26 protein-coding genes are annotated in these 23,708 nt (G+C 56.2%); 10 read left to right on the forward strand and 16 right to left on the reverse strand.

The genetic code is table 11. From position 1 onward, the window contains the following. Positions 1 to 3: 3 nt before the first annotated feature. Complete coding sequence (locus NWP14_RS16065; RefSeq protein WP_045853830.1) at positions 4 to 621, reverse strand: trimeric intracellular cation channel family protein; 618 nt, start codon at positions 619 to 621, stop codon at positions 4 to 6. Between the two features lie 278 nt (positions 622 to 899). On the opposite strand from NWP14_RS16065, the gene NWP14_RS16070 reads away from it, so the two are divergent. Continuing rightward, positions 900 to 2,159, forward strand: coding sequence for a chloride channel protein (locus tag NWP14_RS16070; protein ID WP_095102624.1), 1,260 nt, complete (start codon positions 900 to 902; stop codon positions 2,157 to 2,159). Between the two features lie 55 nt (positions 2,160 to 2,214). On the opposite strand, the gene NWP14_RS16075 is transcribed toward NWP14_RS16070, so the two are convergent. Beyond that, positions 2,215 to 3,078 carry a YicC/YloC family endoribonuclease gene (locus tag NWP14_RS16075; RefSeq protein ID WP_095102626.1) on the reverse strand — a complete coding sequence of 288 codons (864 nt, stop codon included), beginning with the start codon at positions 3,076 to 3,078 and terminating at the stop codon, positions 2,215 to 2,217. Between the two features lie 125 nt (positions 3,079 to 3,203). On the opposite strand from NWP14_RS16075, the gene rph reads away from it, so the two are divergent. After that, positions 3,204 to 3,920 carry a ribonuclease PH gene (gene rph, locus NWP14_RS16080; protein ID WP_032690259.1) on the forward strand — a complete coding sequence of 239 codons (717 nt, stop codon included), beginning with the start codon at positions 3,204 to 3,206 and terminating at the stop codon, positions 3,918 to 3,920. 72 nt (positions 3,921 to 3,992) lie between these two features. Then, the gene (gene pyrE, locus NWP14_RS16085) at positions 3,993 to 4,634 is read left to right on the forward strand and encodes an orotate phosphoribosyltransferase (RefSeq protein WP_331835056.1); all 642 of its coding nucleotides are present in this window, start codon (positions 3,993 to 3,995) and stop codon (positions 4,632 to 4,634) included. Between the two features lie 38 nt (positions 4,635 to 4,672). Here the strand turns inward: pyrE and slmA are convergent, their stop codons facing one another. From slmA to coaBC, 3 genes are all read right to left on the reverse strand, one after another. Further along, complete coding sequence (gene slmA, locus NWP14_RS16090) at positions 4,673 to 5,269, reverse strand: nucleoid occlusion factor SlmA (protein WP_095102630.1); 597 nt, start codon at positions 5,267 to 5,269, stop codon at positions 4,673 to 4,675. A gap of 125 nt (positions 5,270 to 5,394) precedes the next feature. Beyond that, positions 5,395 to 5,853, reverse strand: a complete 459-nt coding sequence (gene dut, locus NWP14_RS16095) for a dUTP diphosphatase (protein ID WP_189339894.1) — start codon at positions 5,851 to 5,853, stop codon at positions 5,395 to 5,397. Continuing rightward, positions 5,831 to 7,042: a bifunctional phosphopantothenoylcysteine decarboxylase/phosphopantothenate--cysteine ligase CoaBC gene (gene coaBC, locus NWP14_RS16100; protein ID WP_095102985.1), complete on the reverse strand. Its 1,212-nt coding sequence runs from the start codon at positions 7,040 to 7,042 to the stop codon at positions 5,831 to 5,833. Before coaBC ends, dut begins: the two co-directional genes overlap by 23 nt. Before the next feature lie 177 nt (positions 7,043 to 7,219). On the opposite strand from coaBC, the gene radC reads away from it, so the two are divergent. The 4 genes from radC to mutM all read left to right on the forward strand — a co-directional run bounded on the left by radC (position 7,220) and on the right by mutM (position 9,483). Next, complete coding sequence (radC, locus tag NWP14_RS16105; protein WP_375215652.1) at positions 7,220 to 7,885, forward strand: DNA repair protein RadC; 666 nt, start codon at positions 7,220 to 7,222, stop codon at positions 7,883 to 7,885. A gap of 266 nt (positions 7,886 to 8,151) precedes the next feature. After that, the gene (rpmB, locus tag NWP14_RS16110; protein ID WP_002436699.1) at positions 8,152 to 8,388 is read left to right on the forward strand and encodes a 50S ribosomal protein L28; all 237 of its coding nucleotides are present in this window, start codon (positions 8,152 to 8,154) and stop codon (positions 8,386 to 8,388) included. A 20-nt stretch (positions 8,389 to 8,408) separates the two neighbouring features. Then, complete coding sequence (gene rpmG / locus NWP14_RS16115; RefSeq protein WP_003024094.1) at positions 8,409 to 8,576, forward strand: 50S ribosomal protein L33; 168 nt, start codon at positions 8,409 to 8,411, stop codon at positions 8,574 to 8,576. Between the two features lie 97 nt (positions 8,577 to 8,673). Next, positions 8,674 to 9,483: a bifunctional DNA-formamidopyrimidine glycosylase/DNA-(apurinic or apyrimidinic site) lyase gene (mutM, locus tag NWP14_RS16120; protein WP_095102634.1), complete on the forward strand. Its 810-nt coding sequence runs from the start codon at positions 8,674 to 8,676 to the stop codon at positions 9,481 to 9,483. A gap of 25 nt (positions 9,484 to 9,508) precedes the next feature. Here the strand turns inward: mutM and coaD are convergent, their stop codons facing one another. The 7 genes from coaD to rfaQ form a co-directional block, all read right to left on the reverse strand. Continuing rightward, a complete protein-coding gene (gene coaD, locus NWP14_RS16125; RefSeq protein ID WP_095102636.1) occupies positions 9,509 to 9,985 on the reverse strand; it encodes a pantetheine-phosphate adenylyltransferase in 477 nt (158 codons plus the stop codon). Positions 9,986 to 9,987: 2 nt separating this feature from the next. Further along, the gene (locus NWP14_RS16130; RefSeq protein ID WP_095102638.1) at positions 9,988 to 10,758 is read right to left on the reverse strand and encodes a glycosyltransferase family 2 protein; all 771 of its coding nucleotides are present in this window, start codon (positions 10,756 to 10,758) and stop codon (positions 9,988 to 9,990) included. Continuing rightward, positions 10,758 to 12,032, reverse strand: coding sequence for a lipid IV(A) 3-deoxy-D-manno-octulosonic acid transferase (waaA, locus tag NWP14_RS16135; protein ID WP_095102640.1), 1,275 nt, complete (start codon positions 12,030 to 12,032; stop codon positions 10,758 to 10,760). The genes NWP14_RS16130 and waaA overlap by 1 nt, the downstream gene beginning before the upstream one ends. Positions 12,033 to 12,123: 91 nt before the next feature. After that, on the reverse strand, positions 12,124 to 13,113 hold the full coding sequence (locus NWP14_RS16140; protein ID WP_375215653.1) for a glycosyltransferase: 990 nt from the start codon (positions 13,111 to 13,113) through the stop codon (positions 12,124 to 12,126). 30 nt (positions 13,114 to 13,143) lie between these two features. Further along, positions 13,144 to 14,238: a glycosyltransferase gene (locus tag NWP14_RS16145; RefSeq protein WP_095102644.1), complete on the reverse strand. Its 1,095-nt coding sequence runs from the start codon at positions 14,236 to 14,238 to the stop codon at positions 13,144 to 13,146. Between the two features lie 2 nt (positions 14,239 to 14,240). Continuing rightward, positions 14,241 to 15,368: a glycosyltransferase family 4 protein gene (locus NWP14_RS16150; protein ID WP_375215654.1), complete on the reverse strand. Its 1,128-nt coding sequence runs from the start codon at positions 15,366 to 15,368 to the stop codon at positions 14,241 to 14,243. Continuing rightward, entirely contained in the window at positions 15,365 to 16,441 is a 1,077-nt protein-coding gene (rfaQ, locus tag NWP14_RS16155) for a putative lipopolysaccharide heptosyltransferase III (protein ID WP_375215655.1), read from the reverse strand. Before rfaQ ends, NWP14_RS16150 begins: the two co-directional genes overlap by 4 nt. Before the next feature lie 111 nt (positions 16,442 to 16,552). On the opposite strand from rfaQ, the gene NWP14_RS16160 reads away from it, so the two are divergent. From NWP14_RS16160 to NWP14_RS16170, 3 genes are all read left to right on the forward strand, one after another. Next, on the forward strand, positions 16,553 to 17,515 hold the full coding sequence (locus NWP14_RS16160) for a polysaccharide deacetylase family protein (protein ID WP_095102651.1): 963 nt from the start codon (positions 16,553 to 16,555) through the stop codon (positions 17,513 to 17,515). Positions 17,516 to 17,628: 113 nt separating this feature from the next. After that, complete coding sequence (locus NWP14_RS16165; RefSeq protein ID WP_375215656.1) at positions 17,629 to 18,270, forward strand: hypothetical protein; 642 nt, start codon at positions 17,629 to 17,631, stop codon at positions 18,268 to 18,270. A 6-nt stretch (positions 18,271 to 18,276) separates the two neighbouring features. Then, positions 18,277 to 19,503 carry an O-antigen ligase family protein gene (locus tag NWP14_RS16170; RefSeq protein WP_375215657.1) on the forward strand — a complete coding sequence of 409 codons (1,227 nt, stop codon included), beginning with the start codon at positions 18,277 to 18,279 and terminating at the stop codon, positions 19,501 to 19,503. Here NWP14_RS16170 and NWP14_RS16175 read toward each other — a convergent pair whose 3' ends face one another. The 4 genes from NWP14_RS16175 to rfaD form a co-directional block, all read right to left on the reverse strand. Then, on the reverse strand, positions 19,504 to 20,439 hold the full coding sequence (locus NWP14_RS16175; protein ID WP_095102657.1) for a sugar glycosyltransferase: 936 nt from the start codon (positions 20,437 to 20,439) through the stop codon (positions 19,504 to 19,506). It abuts the gene before it with no gap. Beyond that, a complete protein-coding gene (gene rfaC, locus NWP14_RS16180; protein ID WP_331835063.1) occupies positions 20,439 to 21,410 on the reverse strand; it encodes a lipopolysaccharide heptosyltransferase RfaC in 972 nt (323 codons plus the stop codon). The genes NWP14_RS16175 and rfaC overlap by 1 nt, the downstream gene beginning before the upstream one ends. 3 nt (positions 21,411 to 21,413) lie before the next feature. Continuing rightward, entirely contained in the window at positions 21,414 to 22,472 is a 1,059-nt protein-coding gene (gene rfaF, locus NWP14_RS16185; protein ID WP_375215658.1) for an ADP-heptose--LPS heptosyltransferase RfaF, read from the reverse strand. A gap of 83 nt (positions 22,473 to 22,555) precedes the next feature. Continuing rightward, positions 22,556 to 23,521 (reverse strand): ADP-glyceromanno-heptose 6-epimerase, encoded by a 966-nt coding sequence (rfaD, locus tag NWP14_RS16190; RefSeq protein ID WP_095102665.1) that lies wholly within the window; start codon positions 23,519 to 23,521, stop codon positions 22,556 to 22,558. Positions 23,522 to 23,708 lie beyond the last annotated feature (187 nt).

Below are 23,708 nucleotides of genomic sequence, written 5' to 3' on the forward strand. Positions count from 1 at the left end.
CGCTCAGTGCGCGCTGTGATTGTAGTGGAAGACAGGCAAACCTAGCTTCCAGCGCAGGGCCAGCATGCGGGCGGTGAAGCCGAACAGCAGGGTGGCGATGACCACTACGTCGTGGCTGCTGACATAGTGCTGCAGGGCGATATACAGAATGGCGGCGGCAAAAGAGATCCCGGCATACAGCTCTTTCTGGAACACCAGCGGGATGCGCTTACAGAACATATCCCGCAGCACGCCGCCGAAGACGCCGGTGATGACCGCCGCGATAGAGGCGATAACCGGGCCTTCTCCCATATCGAGGGCAATCTGCGCGCCGATGATAGAAAATACCACCAGGCCGAGGGCATCCAGGACCAAAAACAGCCGGCGCAGGTGGGGCATAACCGGAGCGGCAATCGTGGTGAGCACCGCGGCGACGGCAACAATGATGACGTATTCCGGGTTCTTGACCCAGCCGAGGGGATAGTGGCCGAGCAGAATATCCCGCACCGACCCGCCGCCCAGCGCGGTGGCGGTCGCAATAATGATAACGCCAAAGGTATCCATACGACGGCGTCCGGCCGCCAGCGCGCCGGTCATCGCCTCCGCGGTAATACCAATCAAATACAGAATATGAAGCAGCATAGTTCCCCCACGATGAGAGCCGGCAGGTTAGCGATTTGTGCGCAGGATCACGACTGAGATTTTCTAAGGTGAACCGTTTATGCCTTGAAAAAATAATGCTTTATTTTGTCTGTCTCCGGTATTTATGGGGTTGTGCGGTTTTTTTGTCTCATTGATTGGATTAGAAAAAGTAATGAATAAGCTCCGGGCGCAGCCGGTAAGGAAAATACGCGATAAATACTTAATATTTAACTCACGACCTTTATCATTTTATTTTCCTCTTTCCGAGGCTTGTGAATATGACCGGAGTGACCGGCGAGAAAAACTACCTGCTCCGCCTGGCTGCCGTTGTTCTGACCGGCGTCCTGGCCGGCCTGTCGGGAATGGTTCTGGCGATGATTTTGCACGCTATTCAACACGTTGCTTTTGGATACAGCCTCGATCGTATTATCGGCACGGAGTCATTTTTGCAGGGCGTAACGGACGCCTCCTGGCCTCGACGCTTCACGGCCATCGCGGTCGGCGGAGCGATCGCCGGGTTTGGCTGGTGGCTGCTGGGCCGCTACGGCCAGAAGCGGGTATCTATTTCCGCCGCCGTCGCCACGCCCGCGGTGCCGATGCCCGCTGGCACGACAACCCTGCACGCCTTGCTGCAGATCGTCACCGTGGCGCTGGGCTCCCCGCTCGGTCGGGAGGTTGCGCCGCGAGAGATGGGGGCGCTGGGGGCCGGTATCGTGGCGCGCAGAATGGGCCTGCATGAAGATGAAACCCGCACGCTGATTGCCTGCGGCGCCGGTGCCGGGCTGGCGGCGGTATATAACGTGCCGCTGGCCGGTGCCCTGTTTAGCCTCGAAGTGATGCTGCTGTCGTTTAGCTGGGAGAAGACCCTGGCGGCCGTTGTGACGTCCGCCGTTGCCGCCTGGACGGCAGCTCTGGGGCTGGGGGATGAGTCTCAGTATCACTTTATCTCCGGGGCGCTCCCGGGCTCGTTTATGTGGTGGGCGATAATCGTCAGTCCGCTGCTTGGGGCGTCGGCGTGGCTGTTTCGTCAGGCTACCAGCGCCGCGCGGGCGCGGGTCAGGGCGAACTGGCAGATGCCGCTATTTTGCCTGCTGGCGTTTGCCCTTCTTGCCGGGCTGAGCCTCTATTTTCCTCAGCTACCCGGCAATGGCAAAGGCCCACTGCAGCTTGCGATCGGCGACGGGCTGGGATTTCATAGCGCGCTGGTACTTCTGGTCCTGAAAGCGATCGTTATTCTGGCGGTGCTGCGCGGCGGTGCGGAAGGAGGGCTGCTGACCCCTGGCCTGGCGGTGGGAAGCCTGATGAGCCTGCTGCTGAGTATGCTTTGGCAGCAGCTGGTGCCCGGCGGCGACGCCAGCAGCTTTGCGCTGGTTGGGGCCGCGGCTTTTCTGGCGGCGTCAATGCAGATGCCGCTGACGGCGGTTGCGCTGGTGATGGAGTTTACCCATATGGACCATAGCTATCTGGCCCCCACGCTGCTGTGCGCTGCGGGCGCGTTTATGACCTGTCGGATACTGGACGGAAAGTACAGATTCTGAATTGAAGAGATAAAAAAAGGCTGGTAAAACCAGCCTTTAATCGATGTGCCTGCGGTTACTCGATGTTCTGGATCTGCTCGCGCATCTGCTCAATCAGCACTTTCAGCTCAATGGCAGAATTGGTGACTTCCGCATTAATCGATTTTGACGCCAGGGTGTTCGACTCGCGGTTGAACTCCTGCATCATAAAGTCAAGGCGACGGCCAACGGCTTCTTTTTTCTTCAGAATGTTGTAGGTCTCTTTGACATGCGCTTCCAGACGGTCCAGCTCTTCGGAAACGTCGATGCGCTGCGCCATCAGCACCAGCTCTTGTTCGAGACGGTTATTTTCCAGCTGAACTTCCGCGTCTTCCAGCTTGGATACCAGGCGCTCGCGCTGCCACTGCAGGATTTCCGGCATATGGCCGCGAACTTTGCCGACTTCGCTGCTGACGCCTTCCAGGCGCTGTTCGATAAGCGTCTTCAGCGCCTGGCCTTCGGTCTCGCGAGCGACGATAAAGTCGTCCAGCGCGCCGTTCAGTGCGGTGAGAATATCGGAGGCAATGGCGTCGAGATCCTGCTCCTGAGCGGCCATTACGCCGGGCCAGCGCAGGATATCAACCGGGTTGATTTCCCCTTCATCGCTCTGCATTTTTACCCAGTTGGCGGCGTTGACCAGCTGCTTTGCCAGGTTTTCGTTCAGAATCAGCTCACCCTGAGCGCTGGGATCCTGTTCAAAACGCAGGGTACATTCGATTTTGCCGCGGGTCAGACGCGCGCGAATACGCTCGCGCACGACGGGCTCCAGGCTACGGAACTGCTCCGGCAGACGGAAATAGGTTTCCAGGTAGCGCTGGTTTACCGAGCGCAGTTCCCACGCGGCGCTGCCCCATTCGCCCTTGATTTCACGACGGGCATAGGCGGTCATACTGCGGATCATAGACGTTCCTGTTTTTAAAGGAGAGTGGGGGGGATTATAGCTTTCAGGGCCTTATCAGGATAGGAATAAGCAACCATTATCCGTATAATGCGCAGCCATATTCGTTTCAAGCCGGAGAGAACATCATGCGTCCAGCAGGCCGTAGCGCTAATCAGGTGCGTCCCGTAACCCTGACCCGTAACTATACCATACACGCTGAAGGCTCTGTTCTGGTCGAATTTGGTGACACCAAAGTGCTGTGCACCGCGTCGATCGATGAAGGCGTACCGCGCTTTCTGAAAGGCCAGGGCCAGGGGTGGATCACCGCAGAATACGGCATGCTGCCGCGCGCTACGCACACCCGTAACGCGCGTGAAGCCGCCAAAGGTAAGCAGGGCGGTCGTACCATGGAAATCCAGCGTCTTATCGCCCGCGCGCTGCGCGCTGCGGTAGACCTGAAGGCGCTTGGCGAGTTCACCATTACCCTCGATTGCGATGTGCTGCAGGCCGATGGCGGTACCCGTACCGCATCAATCACCGGCGCCTGCGTGGCGCTGGCCGACGCTCTGAACAAGCTGGTCGCCGCCGGCAAGCTGAAAACTAACCCGATGAAAGGAATGGTTGCTGCCGTTTCCGTCGGTATCGTTAACGGCGAAGCGCTTTGCGATCTGGAGTACGTGGAAGATTCCGCAGCGGAAACCGATATGAACGTGGTGATGACCGAAGACGGCCGCATCATCGAGGTGCAGGGCACGGCGGAAGGCGAGCCGTTTACCCATGAAGAGCTCCTGACCCTCCTGGCATTGGCCCGAGGGGGTATCGAATCCATTGTCGCGACGCAGAAGGCGGCGTTAGAAAACTAGTTTTTAAGGCGACTGAGAAGTCGCCTTTTTTTTGTCCGTAGATCCATAGAAAGCATGATGAGGAGCGAATCCATGAAACCATATCAGCGCCAGTTTATTGAGTTTGCGCTTAACAAACAGGTTCTTAAGTTTGGCGAGTTTACGCTGAAATCCGGGCGCAAGAGCCCCTATTTCTTCAACGCCGGCCTGTTTAACACCGGGCGCGATCTGGCACTGTTGGGCCGTTTCTATGCAGAAGCGCTGGTCGACTCCGGAATCGATTTTGACCTGCTGTTTGGCCCGGCCTACAAAGGCATTCCCATCGCTACCACCACGGCGGTTGCGCTGGCCGAACATCACGACCGGGATTTACCCTACTGCTTTAACCGTAAAGAAGCCAAAACGCACGGCGAAGGCGGCAATCTGGTTGGGAGCGCCCTGCAGGGTCGCGTCATGCTGGTCGACGATGTGATAACCGCAGGTACCGCTATTCGCGAATCGATGGAGATTATCCAGGCCAACGGCGCCGAGCTCGCCGGCGTGCTGATCTCGCTGGATCGCCAGGAGCGCGGTCGCGGCGAAATTTCCGCGATTCAGGAAGTTGAACGCGATTACGGCTGCAAGGTGATTTCTATCGTCACCCTCAAGGACCTGATTAGCTATCTGGAAGAGAAGCCGGAGATGGCCGGGCATCTGGCGTCGGTACGGGCGTATCGCGAAGAGTTTGGCGTATAGGTAACAAAGCCCGGGGCGTTATGCCTCCGGGCTTAGGATTATTGCAGCTGTGCGGCGACCAGCGGCCAGCGGGCGTCAAAATCGTCCGTCGGACGATATTTAAACTCGCTGCGAACAAAGCGCGACAGCATGCCTTCGCAGAACGCCAGCAGCTGGCTGGCCAGCAAAGATTCATCGGTGACGAAACCTTCGCCTTCGCGCATTTTCTTCTCGCGCATGACCTGACGTAGCTGAACTTCAATACGTTCAAACAGCTGGTTGATCCGGTCCTGCAGACGGTCCTGTTCAAACATCAGCGCATGGCCGGTCAGAATTCGCGTCAGCCCAGGATTACGCTCACCAAACCCAAGAATCAGCAGCACAATCAGGCGCAGGCGCGCGGATGTGTCTTTTTCATCTTTTAAAATCAAATTGATGCGCGTAATCAGACTGTCTTCGATAAACTCAATCAGGCTATCGAACATGCGGGTTTTGCTGGGGAAATGACGGTACAGCGCCGCTTCGGACACGCCGACGGACGCCGCCAGTTTCGCCGTGGTAATACGTTGACTACCATCGCTGGATTCAAGCATTAGCGCCAGAGATTGAAGTATTTCCTCGCGACGATTCCTTTTCGCAGTTTGTTTTTCTGCCATGTTTTAAAATACCCCTGAAAATAAGCACTTGTCAGGCAGACATCCACAAAGCGGCCGCAAATGGTCATTTGCGGCGATGTTATTGCATTATTGCGCTTTGGGATGCAGGTTTTGTGTGGCCGGGCCTATGCGCGCCCTGAGTGACCAAAGCCACCTTCGCCACGTTCGGTGGTGTCAAAATCTTCCACCAGGTTAAATTCCGCCTGTACGACGGGTACAAATACCATTTGAGCGATACGCTCGCCGGGTTCAATAGTAAAGCTCTGCTGGCCGCGGTTCCAGACGGAAACCATCAGCTGCCCCTGATAGTCGGAATCGATAAGACCCACCAGGTTGCCCAGCACGATGCCGTGCTTATGGCCCAGCCCGGAGCGCGGCAGAATGACCGCCGCCAGAGACGGATCGGCGATATGAATAGCCAGGCCGGTTGGCAGCAGGGTTGTTGCGCCCGGAGCAAGCTCTACGGCGGCGTCGAGACAGGCCCGCAGGTCAAGTCCGGCAGAGCCGGAGGTGGCATAGGTTGGCAGCGGAAACTGCTTGCCAACGCGCGGGTCCAGAAGCTTAACGTCGATTTTTTTCATCATAACGGGTCACGATCTCGTCGAGTAATAATTGGCCGAGGAGTTCCTTGCGCTCGTGTGGCAAGCGCTTATCTCCATCCTGCCAGAAAAGGTGTAATGCGTTGCTGTCGCTGTTAAATCCCTGATTTGGCTTAGATACATCATTGGCGCAGATCAGGTCGAGATTTTTGCGAGCGCGTTTTTGCCTCGCGTATTCTTCCACATTATTCGTTTCGGCAGCAAACCCAACGACATAAGGTCGGCTATCCGTTAGCGCAGCGACCCCGGCAACGATATCCGGGTTTTTGACCATTTTTATTGTTAATTCATCATCTTGCTTTTTGATTTTTTTCTCAGCAACGGTGATGGCGCGGTAGTCGGCGACGGCCGCACAGCCAATAAAAATATGCTGTTGTCGGACGCCGCTGTCGACCGCGGCCTGCATTTCCAAAGCGGTAGTGACATCAACCCGCTGTACAAACGGCGGCGTCGGTAGCGAAACCGGGCCGCTGACCAGCGTGACGTTGGCGCCGCGGTTTGCCGCAGCGGCGGCAATAGCGAAGCCCATCTTACCGGAGCTTTGATTGCTGATATAGCGTACCGGATCCAGCGGCTCGCGGGTGGGACCCGCGGTAATCATGATGTTGAGATGTTGCAAATCTTTGACAGGCGAAAAATGCGCGGCCGCCATATCGACGAGGGTCAACGGGTCAAGCATTCGGCCCGGGCCGATATCGCCGCAGGCCTGGCTTCCGCTGTCCGGGCCCCAGACCAGCAGGCCGCGTGAGGCGATGACCTCAAGATTATGCTGCGTCGCGGCGGCGCGATACATCTGCTGGTTCATTGCGGGCACCACCGCGACCGGAGACGGCGTCGCGAGGCAGATAGTGGAGACCAGGTCGTTCGCCATGCCGGCCGCAACGCGGGCGATCAGATCGGCGGTTGCGGGGGCGAGGATAACCAGGTCGGCCCATTTTCCCAGCTCAATGTGGCCCATCGCGGCTTCTGCTGCCGGGTCGAGCAGGCTATCGGAAACCGGATAACCTGATACCGCCTGCAGGCTGAGTGGCGTAATGAAGGCTTTCGCGGCTTCCGTCATGGCGACCCGTACATCGGCGCCGCGGTCGCGCAGGCGGCGTACCAGTTCAGGCGTTTTGTAGGCAGCAATGCCGCCGCTCACGCCGAGAACGATCTTTTTACCAGCCAGACTCATCATGATTCTTTCCTGTTGGAGTACACCAGAATTCGCGCATCTTACCACAATCCCGTCGGCGTCGTGCGCCTGCCTGGAATTGACTTTGCGAGTCGCTACGCAAGGGTAAAAGGCGACCGTCGGCAGCGGCGAGAGGCTATGCCAGGATGTGGGGCGCACTGGAAAGGAGAGGCTGCGATGGATTTACTGGAACCCCTGCTGCCAAGGGAAAAAATGCTGCTCTACGGTATCGAAGTGCTGTCGGACGTTGAGCTGCTGGCGCTGTTTTTACGTACCGGCACGCGGGAGCGGGACGTGATGACGTTTTCGCACGACCTGCTCGCGCGCTTTGGCTCGCTATACGGTCTGCTATCGGCGGACAAGGCGCAGTTCGACGAGATCGACGGGATTGGACTGGCGAAATACGCCCAGCTAAAAGGCGTCGCTGAGCTGGCGCGGCGCTATTTTAGCCGGCGGCTGGTTGAGGAGCCTTCTCTGGTGACGCCGCTGATGACGCGGGAGTTTTTGCAAAGCCAGCTGATGGACGAGGAGCGGGAGATCTTTATGGTGATCTTTTTAGATAATCAGAATCGGGTATTGAAACATAGCCGGCTTTTTTCTGGTACTCTTAGCCACGTTGAGGTGCATCCGCGAGAAATTGTACGCGAAGCCATCAAAGTGAACGCCGCTGCGGTGATCCTGGCACATAATCATCCATCCGGTAGCCCCGAGCCGAGTAAGGCCGACAGGTTGATTACCGAAAGAGTGATAAAGTGTTGTGGTTTCATGGAGATACGCGTGCTCGATCACCTTGTTATTGGCCGCGGTGCGTACGTATCTTTTGCCGAGCGCGGCTGGATTTAGCCCCGATCACGCGATCCTGCGGGATCTTTGTCTGTTCGGGACTTGAGCACATCGCCGAGTCAGCGTATACTACGCCACCTTTGAGAATCTCGGGTTTGGCATTTGGGCCTGGCAATCGATGGTTCACTTAGACACCCAATCATTCAGGTTGCATCAAGGCGGCCTGAAGGATGACGTGTAGAACTGCGATGACCGGGCTGTAAAGCCTGACGAGGCGCCAATACCCCATACGAAGCTCGAGCTAATTTGATTTTTGGAGAATAGACATGTCCCGAGTCTGCCAAGTTACTGGCAAGCGTCCGGTGACCGGTAACAACCGTTCCCACGCACTGAACGCGACCAAACGCCGTTTCCTGCCGAACCTGCACTCTCACCGTTTCTGGGTTGAGAGCGAAAAGCGTTTTGTCACCCTGCGCGTATCTGCTAAAGGTATGCGTGTTATTGATAAGAAAGGCATCGATACAGTTCTGTCCGAACTGCGTGCCCGTGGCGAAAAGTACTAAGTACTAAGAGGAAATAAATCATGGCTAAAGGTATTCGTGAGAAAATCAAGCTGGTTTCTTCTGCTGGTACTGGTCACTTCTATACCACCACGAAGAACAAGCGTACTAAGCCGGAAAAACTGGAACTGAAAAAGTTCGATCCAGTTGTCCGTCAGCACGTTTTATACAAAGAAGCTAAAATCAAATAATTTTAGATTCGATGTAAAAAAAACCCCGCCCTGGCGGGGTTTTTTGTTTTCTGGCCATCCCCATAATAAAGACATCTGCAATACAGCCGGAGACGCTATGCCTGAATTACCTGAGGTGGAAACCAGCCGACGCGGGATTGAACCGCATCTGGTTGGCGCAACCATTCTGCACGCCGCTATTCGCAATGGACGCCTGCGCTGGCCGGTTTCTGAAGAGATCTATCGTCTGAGCGACGTGCCGGTGCTCAGCGTGCGTCGACGCGCCAAATACCTGCTGCTGGAGCTGCCTGGCGGCTGGATTATCATTCACCTGGGAATGTCAGGAAGCCTGCGCATTCTGAGCGAAGAGCTGCCCGCAGAGAAGCATGACCATGTCGACCTGGTGATGAGCAACGGCAAGGTGCTGCGCTATACCGACCCTCGACGCTTTGGTGCCTGGCTGTGGACCAAAGAGCTGGAAGGGCATCCTGCGCTGGCGCATCTCGGTCCGGAGCCGCTGAGCGATGATTTCAACAGCGCCTACCTGCAGCTGAGGTGCGCGAAAAAGAAAACCGCCATTAAGCCCTGGCTGATGGATAACAAGCTGGTGGTGGGGGTCGGGAATATCTACGCCAGCGAATCGCTGTTTTCCGCCGGGATCCATCCGGATCGGCTGGCATCGTCGCTATCGTATGAAGAGTGCGAGCGGCTGGTTAAGGTGATTAAAGCCGTGCTGCTCCGCTCGATTGAGCAGGGCGGGACAACGCTGAAGGATTTCCTGCAAAGCGACGGTAAGCCGGGATATTTTGCCCAGGAGCTGCAGGTCTACGGGCGCAAGGGCGAGCCTTGCCGCACCTGCGGTACGCCGATTATCGCCGGCAAGCACGCCCAGCGGGCGACGTTTTATTGTCGCCAGTGTCAGAAGTAGGGCCGCGTCCCCGAAGGCGTAAAGATTAGAGCTTTTTCAGCAGCGCCTGGTGCACGTTAGCCGGCAGGAAGTGGGAAACGTCGCCCTGATGGCGCGCGACCTCCTTGACCAGCGATGACGAGATAAACGACCACTCTTTGCACGGCATCAGGAAGACGCTTTCGAGGGTCGGCATCAGGTGGCGGTTCATATGCGCCAGCTGCATCTCGTATTCGAAATCCGCTACCGCCCGCAGGCCGCGAATCAAAATGTTGGCCTGCTGCGCGCGGGCGAAATTGGCCATTAAATCGCTAAAGCCGATGACCTCAACGTTGACCAGGTGCGCGGTTGACTGCTGCGCCAGCGCAATGCGTTCGTCGAGGCTGAACATCGGCTTCTTGCTCGGGCTGGCGGCAACCGCCAGCAGCACTTTGTCAAACATGCTGGCCGCGCGGGTGACGATATCGATATGACCGTTGGTGATAGGGTCGAAGGTACCCGGATAAATCGCTTTTGTGCTCATAATTACACTCTCTCCGAGTAGCCGCGGCTCAGCGCCCACAGCTCGGTGTATTTATTAAACGTATACTGCGCGTTGACCACGGCGAGCAGCCAGCCCTGTTTACCATCCAGCACGCCGCCGCGTAGCAGCAGCGTTTTGACAAATGCCCCCAGCGTATGGCCGAAGATACTCAGCAGAGAGGTTTTTTTCCCCTTCTGATGGCGTTCCTGCGCCCAGGCGGTGGCGTAGGCCAGCTGCTTTTGCTGAAAGCCGGAGAAGTCGCGGCAGGTCAGATGCAGCAGATCGCCGGCAAGTTCGATAATCTGCGCGCCTTTGGCATCGAGCGATTCGTGCACCAGATTATTGTTATAGCGGTAACTATGGCGCGGGTACAAGCGCATCACGCGATCGGGGTACCAGCCGCTATGGCGCATAAAGCGGCCAAGGAAATAGTTACGCCGGGCAATGCTGTAGATAGCGCCCTCTTTTGGCGCGGTCAGCGCCTGACGAAGGGACTGTGCCAGTTCCGGGGTGACGCGTTCGTCGGTATCAATCATCAGCACATAGTCGCCGGTGGCGTAATCCTGGGCGCGCTGGCGCTGAATGCCGTAGCCCTGCCAGTCGGTGTTGATAAAAACCTGAGCACCCAGGCTGCGCGCCAGCTCGACGGTGCCGTCGCTGCTGCCGGAATCCAGCAGCACGATCTCATCGGCCCAGCTTACCGACGCCAGACAGTCCGGCAGCAGATCCGCCGCGTTTTTGGCGATCATCACGACGGACAGTCGGATCGACATTAGTGGCTCCGCTGTGGCAGATAGGGTTGCAGTAACTGTAGCAGACGGGAGAGTGCGCCCTGGTTTTGGTGAAGCACTTCCACCGCGTGACGGCCGTACCACAGGCGGTAATCTTCGTCGGTCAGCAGATTAGAAACCTGCGTGACCAGTGAGTTCAGGTCGGTCACGGTGATCAGGCCATCATCCTGCTGCAGCTTGGCGCAAATATCTTTAAAGTTGAAGGTATGCGGGCCCATCAGGACCGGGATGGCGTGCGCCGCTGGCTCCAGCGGGTTATGACCGCCGCGCTCGACCAGGCTGCCGCCGACAAAGGCAAGATCGGCAATGCCGTACAGCAGCATCAGCTCACCCATAGTATCGCCAATCACCACCTGTGTGCTATTGGAGGGGATCTCGCCGGTGCTGCGCAGGGTAAAGCTCATCCCCGCTTTCTGCACCATCTCCCGCGCGTCGCCGAAGCGTTCAGGGTGGCGAGGGACGAGGATCAGCAGCAGGTCGGGGAAGGTTTCCAGCAGCTTTTTATGCGCTTGCAGAATGATTTGCTCTTCGCCGTCATGGGTGCTGGTGGCGATCCACACCTTGCGGTGCGGCGCCCACTGGCGGCGCAGGGTGATGGCGCGGGCGGCCAGCTCGGGCGTGACGGAAATATCAAACTTCAGGCTACCGGTGACCGCCAGCTGGTTGCGCTTCAGCCCGAGGGCGATAAAGCGGCTGGCGTCTTCTTCGTTCTGCGCGGCGATAAGCGTAATGCGGCTCAGCAGACGGCGCATAAATTTGCCCAGTTTGGCATAACCCTTCGCCGAGCGTTCTGACAGGCGGGCGTTAGCGATAACCAGCGGAATTTTACGCTTGTGCAACGCGGCGACCATATTTGGCCACAGCTCGGTTTCCATCACGATAACCAGCTTCGGCTGCACGGTGTTGAGGAAGCGGTTCATCGCGCAGGGGAGATCGTAAGGCAGGTAGACGTGGTGCACGTCTTTGCCGAATGCGGACATCGCGCGCTCGGAGCCGGTGGGCGTCATGGTGGTGACGGTAATAGGCAGCGAAGGATAGCGGTGGCGCAGGGCGCGTACCAGCGGGATGGCAGCAAGCGTCTCACCCACGGAAACGGAATGCAGCAGAATCCCATCCGGCGCTACCTTGTTCTGACAGAAGCCATAACGTTCAGCCCAGCGTTTGCGGTAGGCGGGGGCCTTACGGCTGCGCAGCAGCAGTCGCAGCCATACCAGCGGCTGAATAAGATAGAGTAGGGTGGTATAAAGCAATTCCAAGCGATTTATCCGTTTTATGTTTTAGCGGGCAAATTCTAAGCATTTAGCCCGTGTAAAGCTATCCCTTTGGCGGAAACAAAGGGATTCAGCGTCAGGCCGCGTTGCGATAGCGCTTAATACGCAGGTAGCGCCGTCCAAGGCGCCAGCGTAAGCGGAACGTTCGGGCATTTTTCCAGATCAGGTGCCAGATGCCGCGGTCGAAGAACTCGGTAATGATAATATGCTTTTTTGATTCATCTTTCATGCTATCGAAGGTATGAATAATTCCCAGACCCTCTTTCGCAATCTGCCAGCGACAGGCGGAAATATGACGCACCTTATCAGGATAGCGTTGGTTAATGGCGTCGAGCATCTCCAGAATCTTCATATAGTGGCGGGCTGAGCGCATCAGCGTGTCGTCGTTATCCGGCTTATGCGATACCGATTCTGAATGGATATAGTAATCGTAAAACTGTTCGCTGGTGTACTGCACGCGCTCGGCCGCCAGCAGCGCCTCGGTGGTCCAGGGAATATCCTGATGGCGCAGGCCTGGCTCGAAGTGAAAGCGATGCTGCATGATAAATTCGCGGCGGTAGATATTCAGCCAGGTCACGTGCAAGAACTTACGCGAATCCAGCGCCTGTTTTAGCCACACGTGGCCCGGCAGCACGCCGGTAGACGGCAGCCGGTCCGGAGGCAGGATCGGGTGAATATCATTTTTGCTCTCGTACACGTAGCGGCCGTTGCAGGTGGCGATATCGAGATTGCCCTGCTCCGCCATCGCCAGCAGCGTGCGGTACATGCCGGGGTAAAGCTTGTCGTCGATATCCGGTAACGCCAGGTATTTACCGGTGGCTACCGCCAGCCCGGTGTTGCGCGCGACCGAAACTCCCTGGTTTTCCTGCTCCAGCACCCTCACGTTTTGTAGCCGCGCTTTCCACGCATCGATAACCGCGAGGCTACCGTCCGTTGAGCCGTCGTTCACCAGGATCAGTTCATAGCTTTCCAGCTGCTGTTGCTCAAGGCATTCAAAGAATTGCGCAAGGAATTTTTCGCCGTTATAGACGGCGGCCACGATGCTCAGTAAAGGCGTTTGACTCATAAATCATTCGATCCTGGTTAAATAACGGCGTCAGGCGCGGCGCAGCTGACGGTACTGCTGACAAATCGTATCGACGCTGAACTTTTCCAGCGCGGATTGTTCGATGACAGGCGGGTTATGGTAAATGCTTTGCATCGTCTGAGCCAGCGCCGGGCCGTCGAGCTCGGCCAGGCCGCGGGCTAATTCGCCGGTGAGAATCTCCGTTACCCCGCCCGGGCAGCGGGTGCTGGCAACCGGCGTATTCAGCAGCAGCGCCTCCACGATCACGTTGCCAAAGCCTTCGCTATCCGAGCTGAGCACCAGCATCTTCGCGTGTTTAATCCACGGCAGCGGGTTTTTCTGAAAGCCTTTAAACAGCACGCGATCGCCGACCTGTAGCCGCTCTGCCAGCTGGCGCAGGCGCTGTTCCTGCTCCGGCTTGCCCTGTCCCAGCAGAACCAGCGGCGCCTGGATACCGCTTTGGGCATAGGCTTCAATCAGCCGATCGTGGCGCTTCCCGGGGTGGAAACGCCCGACGTGGATAATATAGTCGCCGGTTGGCTGCTCGCCCGGCATCTCCGCGCCGGCCCGCAGGGCGGCAATATCGAACGGGTTATAAATCGTTTTCAGCTGCGCCGGGCGAATGGCGAACTGCCTGACCAGATCCTCCCCGACCGCATCGGAGACGGTTACCACATTGCGTCCCTGATAGACGCGTTTGATTTTCTGCTGTTTCATCCAGCGGTCAAAGCCGGTGCGGTGGCCGAGATACGACGTAGAGAAGACGCCGTGCAGGCAGAACCAGACGTTACGCTGCGCGAGCGCGCGGCTGCGGGCGACGATGCGGTCGGTTTTGTGCAGATTGGAGAGCACCAGATCGAAACTGCCCTGCTGCTCAGACTCGGCGATGGCCGCGTCAAGCTGGCCCGCACGGCGCGACAGCTCGGTCAGCTTGCGCCACGGTTTTCGGCAGCGGTCAGTAATCACCCGGTAATCCAGCCCTTCCGGCAGCGGGTAGTCGCAAACGTCGCGCAGTGAAAACAGCGAGACGCGCTCTCCCTGGCGCAAAAAATGTTCCGCCAGCGTGAGCACCACTTTTTCCGCTCCGCCGCCGGGCAGGCCGTCGATGACAAACAGTATGCGCATAGCTATTTTACCAGGTCCTGATAGAAAGAGAGCAGCTGCGCCGATAGCCGCTCGCTGGTGCAGGTCATAATGCGTTCGCGCGCCCGGATGCCTTCCGCTGAACCTAAGGCGCGGGCGGGGAGCGCGGCTACCGCCTGCTGCAGCGCCGAAATATCCAGCGCGTCGCAAACAAAACCGTTGCGGCCCTGAATAATAAACTCCGATCCGCCGCAGCCGGTGGTGGTGATCGTCGGCAGGCCGCAGGCCATCGCTTCAAGGATAACGTTAGGGAACGGATCGTACAGCGTAGGCAGCAGCAGCCCGTCGGCCATCTGGTAGAAGGGCAGGGTCTCTGACTGCATGCCGAAGAAGCGTACCCGCTCTGCGCAGTTCAGCGTTTTAGCCAGCGCCTGATAGCGGCTCTGTTCTTTGTCTTTGCCCACGACCAGCAGATAGCGATCGGTGGGGGCGATGGCGCGAATCGCCGCCTCCAGCCCCTTGCGTTCAAAGCCGGAGCCCACGTAGATCAGGCAGGTTGCCTGGCGCGGCAGGTTCCATTGGTCACGCAGCGCGATAAAGGCTTCTTCCGTTGGCGGCAGGAAGCGCTGGTTATCAATCGCATTATAGATAACGCGGATCTTCTCCGCCGGTAGGCCGAAGTCTTCAATAATTTCCTGTTTAATCATCTCCGCGTTGCAGATGACCCCGCGCAGGTGCGGGTCGTGATACATCTCGCATTCGGCCCGCATGACGTAGCGGTGGTAGCGATCGGCAAACAGCAGGCGGCTTTTCCAGCCGGGCAGTATGCGCGAGCGCTGCTGCAGCCAGCGGCGATGCACGCCGTCGCCGGCGCGATACAAATCGCAACCCGGGATGCGCTCATGGCTCTGAACCAGGTCGAAGTTTTCGGCCTGCCACAGCCGGCGCGCGGCGTCGGCAAAGCCGCGTTCACGGCTGATGCGTCCCCATTTGCGCGGGTTGCAGATGCGAATATTCCACTCGGGCTTCACCGGCCCCTGCCATTCGCGGGTAATGACGTTCAGTTCAAGATTACTGCTATCGAGGGCCTCCAGCGCGCGGGAAACGAAACGCTCCGCACCGCCGTCGGGGCGATATTTCTGACGCACCAGGGCGAGCCTGAATTTGCTCATGCCAGCACCTTTTTTGCCGCCGCAATAACGACGTCGGCGGGAATTAAATCGAGATAGCGTTCTTCTGTACCGGTATCAATGTCGTCAGGGTCGGGCAGAGGACCAAAGTCTCCGGCCCAGATGACTTCGCCCTTCGCCTGCCACGGGCTCCAGAAGGTTAGCTTTGATGGGCCGAACAGCGCGACCAGCGGCGTGCCGAGGGCGGCAGCCATATGCATGGGTACGGAATCAACGCCGATAAATAAGCGGGCGTGGCCGATGACCGCCGCCAGCTGGCGCAGGGTCAGCTGGCCGGCAAGGGAGTGCAGGCGGGCGTCCGGGCAGCCGGCGATAATGGTCTCCACCATGCGCTTCTCTTTCGCGTCGGGCCCCGACGTTAGCACCACGGCATGTCCCGCCGCGGAGAGCGCGTTAATCAGCGTGCTCATCCGCTCTTCCCGCCAGCATTTAAAGAACCAGCGGGAGGTGGGCTGAATGACGATATAGTTATCCTCAAACCCCTCCGGCAGCAGCGCTCGGCTGCTGTCCCAGTCCTGTTCGCTGTAGCCCATGCGCGCCGGGGCGTCATTAACGGCCAGCCCGAGGGGAGCCAGAATGGAGAGGTTCTGCCGCACCGTATGCAGGTTTTGATGTTGCTGGGTGGAGGCCAGGGCGGTATGGCAGAAGCGCCAGGCCGTATGGCGGCGTTTCGGGAAATCAAAGCCGATGCGCGTGGCGGCGCCGGTTAAGCGGGTAATAATGGCGCTGGGCCACTGATCGGCAAGGTTGAGCACCAGATCGTAGCGCTGCTGGCGAAGCGTGCGGATCAGCCGCAGCTCCATTTTGAGCTGATGGACGGTTCCCTGTTTTTTCCAGCGGCGGTCAATCGCGTAAATCTGGTTAATATCCGCGTTCGCCGCGAGCATATCCCGGGTCTCTTCATAAAGCAGCACATCAACGCTGGCCGCGGGATACTGCCGTTTGAGGACGTGAACGAGCGGCGTGATCAGCAGCATATCGCCATGATGGCGCAGCTTGATGACCAGGATGCGCGCCGGGTTCACGGGACCGGGAGAGCGGGTTTCAGGCGTCATTCTCTGTTCTTCATTCAGTATCAGGGTTCCGATTCTAGGGGATCAGATAGATTGAGAGAAGCGTTGTCTTGCTCTACCATGACCCGATACGTATGGTCTGAGGACGTTTTCGTGCACAATCCCGCATTTCTCATCACGATTGATACCGAGGGTGATAACCTCTGGCAAAAACATGACAGTATTACCACCGAGAATGCGCGTTATTTACCGCGTTTTCAGCAGCTTTGCGAAAAGTATGGCTTTAAGCCGGTCTATTTAACCAACTACGAGATGGCGATAGATCCATTCTATATCGAATTCGCCAAAGATGTGATTGCCCGCGGCACCGCCGAAATCGGCATGCACCTGCATGCCTGGAACAGCCCGCCGACCGACCCGCTGACCGCCGATGACTGGCGACATAAGCCCTATCTTATCGAATACAGCGATGCGGCGATGCGTGAAAAAGTCGCTTATATGACCCATCTGCTGGAAGAGACCTTCCAGACCAAAATGGTCAGCCATCGCGCCGGACGCTGGGCGTTTGATGAGCGCTATGCGCGCCTGCTGGTGGAGCATGGCTATCAGGTCGACTGCTCGGTGACGCCGCGGGTCAACTGGAAAACGGCGAAAGGCGCCCCGCAGGGCGATGGCGGCACCGATTATCGCCGCTTCCCGCAGCACGCCTATTTCCTCGACGAGAACGATATCAGCCGGGAAGGGCGTTCTTCGCTGCTGGAGGTGCCGATGAGCATCCAGTACAAACACAGCGCTCTGATGAACGGCATTAAGCAGGGCTATGACCGCCTGCGCGGCAAGGTGCGCTCGCCGTCGGTTCACTGGCTGCGGCCGATGGGCGGTAACGTTGAGACGATGAAAAAGGTCGTCGAACAGACGTTGACTCAGGGTAATGACTACGTCGAATATATGCTCCACTCTTCTGAGTACATGCCCGGCGGCAGCCCGACGTTTAAAAACGAGCAGGATATCGAACGTTTGTATGCGGATCTCGAAAGCTTCTTCAGCTGGCTGGCGCCGCAGGTCAAAGGGATGACGTTGGCGGAGTACTCTGCCTTCCGGAGAAATCCTACCTAAAAAGGTCAGGTATCATAGAGATATCTGACCTTTCTGGTGTAACATTATCCGCGTTTATATATTGAGCTTTCGGGTTCTTTCTGTACGGTGTGTTTTCATTTTCTGAGGTATTCATGAAGATAGTAACGGTATTGCGTTCTGGTGGTGATTATAATCATGATCATGTTCAGTGGTTGTATAAGCAATTACCGGATAATATCGAGAAGATTTGCTTTACTGACCTCATCATTCCGGGCGTTCAGACGATTAAACTGACTGAAAATCTTCCCGGCTGGTGGTCAAAAATTGAAATATTTGATCCGCAAAAAGTCGACGATGATATTTTCTATATAGATTTAGATGTGGTTGTCGTAGGTGACATTACGGATATTTTGCAAAATACCCGCCTGACTATGTTAAGCGATTTCTTCTTTCCGCAGAAAACTAAAAACTCGGCAATAATGCGTATCCCGCATGAAGAGAAATTTAAAGTATGGGAAGCTTTCAGACGCTATCCACAGTTGTTTATGACGCGTTATCAGAGCGGTGGGGATCAGGAGTTTATTAGTAAAATATATCCTCAAGCGTCGATCTGGCAGGAAATATTGCCTGGACAAATTGTCAGCTATAAAAAGCATGTCATTAGTAAGAAGAAAAATGAGCATGCGATCGGAAACGGTTCCGTGCCTGTCGGAACTCGAATTGTATGCTTCCATGGAAAACCAAGACCGTGGGATTGCGGTGAAGTATGGGTACCCCCATTTGTGAAAAGCTAATCAGACATGATCAGAGATAAGTTTCCGTTAATAATATTGCTGGCGGCAATATTATCTTGCGCGGTAGTAACCCCAGAAAAAATAATGGGGAGAAACCTTTTTTACCTTTCCTCAATGATTACCGTTAGTTATGCAGCAATAAACTTTAAAGCACTGCGTTTCAAAACTGAAGAAGTTGTGCTGGCAGCTACTCTTTTTTTGATGGGAGTTTCACAGTTGCTGTGGACATATAGATTCCCTGCTAATGCTACCGAAGTTTATATGGCTGATCTTAGCTATGCACGAACGGGTGCCTATTTGATTATTGGTTCAGTAGTGATGCTGCTGATTTCAGCAGTGCTACGCCTAATTAAACCGTATCCAGGGCAGTTTATTAACTACATGCTGCTATTAGGTTTCGCCTATTTAACATTATATGCACTGCATTTCCACTTCTTTATTTCTGATGATCGTCTGAGAATAGATAGTTCAGCAACGTTAAGTGCCTATATTTATGCGTTCTATACCATGATTACGCTTTACGCTTTATCATGTGTGAAAATTCGCTACCGTGCTCCGATAATTATTACAGTTGTTGTTTTATCGTTATGGATTATATTTTTGACGCAAACCCGGTCAGTGTTAATTTTTTACCCGGCAATTTTGTTATATTGTTTGCTGAAAAGCAAAATGCTGTCCAGGGCAAAATTTATAGCGCTGTGTGTGGCGTCTTTATTAGCCTCACTGGTGATGATTGAGTTTGCTTTTCCGACCATCAAGGTGCGGGCGGTGGCGGCCGTTAGCGAACTGTCTGAATATCAAAACGATAACAATACCTCGCTGGGTGCCAGATTAAGTATGTGGCATACGGGGGTCTATGAGATATACCACCATCCTTCAGGGGTCAGCTCTCAGGACCGCTATGAAATTCTGTCGCAGTTAATGCAAGAGAAAGAGCATGGTAATCCGGAGGGAATGCGTAACATGGTTTACCATTTGCACAACGACCTCATTGAGACGATGTCATTACAAGGCGTTATCGGTGGAATCATCTTACTGTGCCTGTACACGGCAATGGTTTTCTATGTTCGTAGAAAAGGGATATTGTCGTGCGGCACCGCTTTTTTATGTGCGCCGGTTATCTTGTTCGGCTCGGTGGATTCGCTTTTTATTCATGACCGATTTATTGTCATGCTCATCACCGGTCTCATTATTTTCGCGGGCCTATCGGGAGCCAAACAAGCGCGAGCATGATCAGGTGAAAGAGGTGGCCTGTTCGGTCACTTCTTTCACAATTTGGCTGAACGGCACTTTACTGAATATATCGACAGGAACCGCGCTATTTATTGAGGTATTGATAATGTTGATTCCGGAGCTTTGCATATAGCGGCTGGCCAGTGCAAGCGCAGGGAAAATCAGCGCAGTAACCTTGCTTTCGAGATAAGAAGGCAGCTTATTTGCATCATTTTCATAAAATCGTGGCCGATTGAAATTATTCATATCCAGACCAGCGATGATAACTTTATCAAACCCAAGGTAGGCAATAATTTGCAGCGCCCAGTAGGCTACGGTGCCTGCATCGAATATCCCTTGACGAATATCGATAGAAAAAGCAATGTTATCAATACGCTCGTGCAATATTACCGTGTCAAAGTCGGTAAACCGGGCGCGAATATCTTTGCTGACTACCCGAGGTTGATAAATTTTGTAGCAGGCATCTTCAATCAGCGCCAGTCGGCAGCGGATATTCTCCATGCCTGTGCGATCGATAATTTTGGCAATACCGTGGGCGGTTGTGAAAAATAGAATCTGCGGATTGCTGACAATAGCGGAAATGATGTCCGGCTTGCGGTCGAAAAATTCCATATCCACGATAAGGTATAAGGAGAAACTGAGTTTTCCTTCCAGTGAGAAGGCACCATTCACGCCCATTACCGGTACGGTACGAGGGGTAACGGAAAAATCAATATCTTTAACCGATGGCCCCGTGGCGGTCAGTAGCAGTGGTCCGGAAAAGCTATTTTTCAGCTCGCTCAGGCTGCACAGCGGTACCGTTTTGCCTTTGTAAATTAGTGAACAAATCTCACCCGACGCTGCGCGGGTTATCTTTGCCCACGGCCACAGGTTTTCATTATGGCGAAAGGCACGCGGATGCGTGTAGCGATAGATTTGCTTAAACAATGAGCCCATCAGGCCAGTCCCTGGGAGGTCAACAATTGCAGAACCCGTGAGGCGCTAATATCCCCCGTGCTGCTGCCGTTTTCCGGACGCACGACGTACTGGTTTTGCCCATAGCCGCCGATAAGACCCGGATCGGTCGGGCCGTAGAGGGTAAAATTAGGCTTATCGAGCGCGGCGGTTAAATGACTCAGGCCGGTATCGACGGAAACCACGCCGCGGGCGCCGGCCAGAACCTGGGCGACCTGCTCCAGGCTCATGCGCGGCAGCACCTCGACGAAATCGTGCCCCTGCGCCAGCCGCCCGGCCCGCGCCTCTTCGTGCGGCGCGCCCCACGGCAGCTTAATCCGCAGGCCGCTGTCGGCCAGCAGCGCGATAAGCGCCTGCCAGTTCTCTTCCGGCCAGTGTTTATCATCGCGGGTGGTGGCGTGCAGGAAGACCAGGTACGGCGCGGCACCGGCCTCTTCCTGGCGCAGAAAGTGGCGGGCAATCGCGTAATCGCCCTGAGTCTCTGGTTTGGCATAGCCGAGGCTTTTGGCAAACAGCTCGCGGGTACGCTCAACGGCGTGCTGCTGCCTGGCAATGTGGTGGCGACGGTTGTAGAACAGGCAGGCCAGCGGCTCGCGGGCAGTTTGCCAGTCCATACCGTGCTTCACGCCGTGCGCCAGCCGGGTGACCAGGGCGGCGCTTTTCACCAGACCCTGGGCGTCAATGATTGCGTCGTACTTCTCCGCCCGCAGCGCCTGGCGGAAGGCTTTACGCTCGGCCTTAACCGGCGCGGAAAACCAGGCCTTGCGCCAGCGGCGAATGGCCACCGGAATCACGCGGTCAACGCTTTGGTGCCAGGAGGGGATCTGGGCGAAGCCCTCCTCGACCACCCAGTCGAAACGAATCCCGGGAAAGGCCTGCGCGGCGTCGGTCAGCGCGGGCAGCGTGTGCAGAACGTCGCCCATGGACGAGGTTTTAACGATCAATACCCGCATCCGCTACGCTTCCTCTTTTTCCGGTTCGTCCTGCAGCAGCGGGTTCAGCTCTTCCAGTACGCGCTGCGGCGTAATATCGATCAGGCTCTGATGATATCCTTCAGCCGCATCTCCTTTCCGCACCTTGTGGTAGCCGCTGATCAGGCGGATCGTCCGCGCCTTATGCGACAGCGGTGGCGTAAAGTCTGGGCTGCTCGGGCCGTACAGCGCGACCAGCGGACGATTGAGCGCGGCGGCGACGTGCATCAGCCCGGAGTCGTTGCTGACAACCGCTTTGCAGGCGGCAATCAGTACCACCGCCTGTTCAAGCTGGGTTTCACCGGCCAGGTTACGACACCATGCCTGCTGCTGGGTGCTGAGAGCGGCCAGAATATCGTTGCCCGCTTCATGGTCCTTGGCCGAACCGAAAAGCAGCACCTGATAGCCTTCATCGATCAGCCGTTTGGCTAGTTCGGCATAGTGGTAGTGCGGCCAGCGCTTGGCCGGACCGAACTCAGCCCCGGGGCAGAAGCCGATAATGGGGCGATGGGCGGAAATATTGAAGGCGTTGCAGACCTGCGATTTTTCCCCTTCATGCACCTGCAGCTGCGGCCAGAGCAGGGGCTGAGGCAGATCTTTCGCGCCGCGCATAACGCCTTTGTCGTAGGCTAAAGCCACGTAGCGCTCAACCATCAGCGGCCACGCGTCTTTATCCAGCGTTCTGGCGTCGTTCAGCAGGCCGTAGCGCATCTCGCCGCGCCAGCCGGTGCGGTGTGGGATGTTGGCGAAGAAAGGAACCAGCGCCGATTTAAACGAGTTCGGCAGCACGTAGGCGCGATCGTAGCGACGTTCGCGCAGGCTGAGCCCGAGCTTGCGCCGTTCGCCGATCTCCAGCGCGCCGTGGCCGAGCGGCATGGGAATGGCTTCGTTGACTTCCGGCATCCGTGACAGCAGCGGACGGCACCACGCGGGCGCCATCACGTCGATGATTGCCTGGGGATAGCGCGCCTTGAGCGTGCGATAGAGACTTTGCGACATCATCATGTCGCCCACCCATGACGGGCCGATCACCAGTATTTTCATTCACTTCATCCTTCAAACGGTCTCTGCGTTGGCTACCTGCGTTCACTCCGGTCACTTGCTTTTGTAAGCTCCCGGAGATTCACTTAGCTGCCCGAATGATTTTGTGAATTTGTATCGCTGTCGCGGTTCAGCCAATGCATGTACTCGGTGACGCCTTCGGCCACGGTTTTGAAAGGCTTATCATAGCCTGCCGCACGCAGGTTGGTGAGATCTGCCTGCGTAAACGCCTGGTAGCGGCCCTTCAGCTTGTCCGGGAACGGGATATATTCGATGCTGCCCTTCTGGTGGAATGCCAGAGTGGCGTCGGCTACCGCCTGGAAGGATTCCGCCCGGCCGGTGCCGAGATTGAAAATACCGGACGCGCCGTTCTCCCAGAACCACAGGTTGACCGCCGCCACGTCGCCGACGTAGACGAAGTCGCGCTTGAAGCCGTCGCTGCCTTCGAACAGTTTCGGACTTTCGCCATTATTCAGCTGGGTATTGAGGTGGAACGCCACGCTTGCCATGCTGCCTTTATGGCCTTCGCGCGGCCCGTAGACGTTGAAATAGCGGAAGCCGACGATCTGCGAATCGACTTCCGGCAGGATCTGGCGCACGTATTCGTCAAACAGGAACTTGGAGTAGCCGTAGACGTTGAGCGGCTGCTCGTATTCGCGGGATTCGATAAAGTCGCTGGTACGGCCGCCGTAGGTGGCTGCGGAAGAGGCGTACAGGAACGGGATCTCGCGCTCCAGGCAGTAGTGAAGAAGCTCTTTAGAGTACTGATAGTTGTTATCCATCATGTACTTGCCGTCCCACTCCGTGGTGGAGGAGCAGGCGCCTTCATGGAATACCGCTTCAATTTCTTCGCCGAACTCTTCGCCCGCCATAACCTGGATCAGGAAGTCTTCTTTATCCATGTAATCAGCGATGTTCAGGTCAACCAGGTTCACAAACTTGGTGCCATCTTTCAGATTATCTACGACCAAAATGTCGGTAATGCCTTTGTCATTCAGGGCCTTGACGATATTGCTGCCGATAAACCCTGCGCCGCCGGTAACGATGATCATAACAGTAACCTTTGAAGTATGGAGTCCAGAGATAATCCGGACATGAATGCTTCTATCATATCACCACATGAGACAGGCTTCAGCCCTTCGCAGAAAAGGTGCCGGGCGTGCGTGATTTATGCTGCAAATAATTCATTCAGGCATGCATCATCTCGTATCAGCGTATAGCTTTGGGTAATATGTGCCA

It is taken from the genome of Klebsiella sp. C349492 (genome assembly GCF_042055345.1).
Classification (GTDB): Bacteria; Pseudomonadota; Gammaproteobacteria; order Enterobacterales; family Enterobacteriaceae; genus Klebsiella; species Klebsiella scottii.

Bases quoted from the DNA above. Each gene is read 5' to 3' on its own strand.
- NWP14_RS16150 (WP_375215654.1), bottom strand. From the start codon at position 15,368: ATGAGCAAATTCAGGCTCGCCCTGGTGCGTCAGAAATATCGCCCCGAC.
- NWP14_RS16140 (WP_375215653.1), bottom strand. From the start codon at position 13,113: ATGAGTCAAACGCCTTTACTGAGCATCGTGGCCGCCGTCTATAACGGC.
- NWP14_RS16145 (WP_095102644.1), bottom strand. From the start codon at position 14,238: ATGCGCATACTGTTTGTCATCGACGGCCTGCCCGGCGGCGGAGCGGAA.
- pyrE (WP_331835056.1), top strand. From the start codon at position 3,993: ATGAAACCATATCAGCGCCAGTTTATTGAGTTTGCGCTTAACAAACAG.
- slmA (WP_095102630.1), bottom strand. From the start codon at position 5,269: ATGGCAGAAAAACAAACTGCGAAAAGGAATCGTCGCGAGGAAATACTT.
- rpmB (WP_002436699.1), top strand. From the start codon at position 8,152: ATGTCCCGAGTCTGCCAAGTTACTGGCAAGCGTCCGGTGACCGGTAAC.
- NWP14_RS16130 (WP_095102638.1), bottom strand. From the start codon at position 10,758: ATGTCGATCCGACTGTCCGTCGTGATGATCGCCAAAAACGCGGCGGAT.
- NWP14_RS16165 (WP_375215656.1), top strand. From the start codon at position 17,629: ATGAAGATAGTAACGGTATTGCGTTCTGGTGGTGATTATAATCATGAT.
- coaD (WP_095102636.1), bottom strand. From the start codon at position 9,985: ATGAGCACAAAAGCGATTTATCCGGGTACCTTCGACCCTATCACCAAC.
- NWP14_RS16175 (WP_095102657.1), bottom strand. From the start codon at position 20,439: ATGGGCTCATTGTTTAAGCAAATCTATCGCTACACGCATCCGCGTGCC.
- NWP14_RS16075 (WP_095102626.1), bottom strand. From the start codon at position 3,078: ATGATCCGCAGTATGACCGCCTATGCCCGTCGTGAAATCAAGGGCGAA.
- rfaF (WP_375215658.1), bottom strand. From the start codon at position 22,472: ATGAAAATACTGGTGATCGGCCCGTCATGGGTGGGCGACATGATGATG.
- rfaD (WP_095102665.1), bottom strand. From the start codon at position 23,521: ATGATCATCGTTACCGGCGGCGCAGGGTTTATCGGCAGCAATATCGTC.
- NWP14_RS16070 (WP_095102624.1), top strand. From the start codon at position 900: ATGACCGGAGTGACCGGCGAGAAAAACTACCTGCTCCGCCTGGCTGCC.
- NWP14_RS16065 (WP_045853830.1), bottom strand. From the start codon at position 621: ATGCTGCTTCATATTCTGTATTTGATTGGTATTACCGCGGAGGCGATG.
- coaBC (WP_095102985.1), bottom strand. From the start codon at position 7,042: ATGAGTCTGGCTGGTAAAAAGATCGTTCTCGGCGTGAGCGGCGGCATT.
- dut (WP_189339894.1), bottom strand. From the start codon at position 5,853: ATGATGAAAAAAATCGACGTTAAGCTTCTGGACCCGCGCGTTGGCAAG.
- rpmG (WP_003024094.1), top strand. From the start codon at position 8,409: ATGGCTAAAGGTATTCGTGAGAAAATCAAGCTGGTTTCTTCTGCTGGT.
- rfaC (WP_331835063.1), bottom strand. From the start codon at position 21,410: ATGCGGGTATTGATCGTTAAAACCTCGTCCATGGGCGACGTTCTGCAC.
- mutM (WP_095102634.1), top strand. From the start codon at position 8,674: ATGCCTGAATTACCTGAGGTGGAAACCAGCCGACGCGGGATTGAACCG.
- rph (WP_032690259.1), top strand. From the start codon at position 3,204: ATGCGTCCAGCAGGCCGTAGCGCTAATCAGGTGCGTCCCGTAACCCTG.
- rfaQ (WP_375215655.1), bottom strand. From the start codon at position 16,441: ATGACGCCTGAAACCCGCTCTCCCGGTCCCGTGAACCCGGCGCGCATC.
- radC (WP_375215652.1), top strand. From the start codon at position 7,220: ATGGATTTACTGGAACCCCTGCTGCCAAGGGAAAAAATGCTGCTCTAC.
- NWP14_RS16170 (WP_375215657.1), top strand. From the start codon at position 18,277: ATGATCAGAGATAAGTTTCCGTTAATAATATTGCTGGCGGCAATATTA.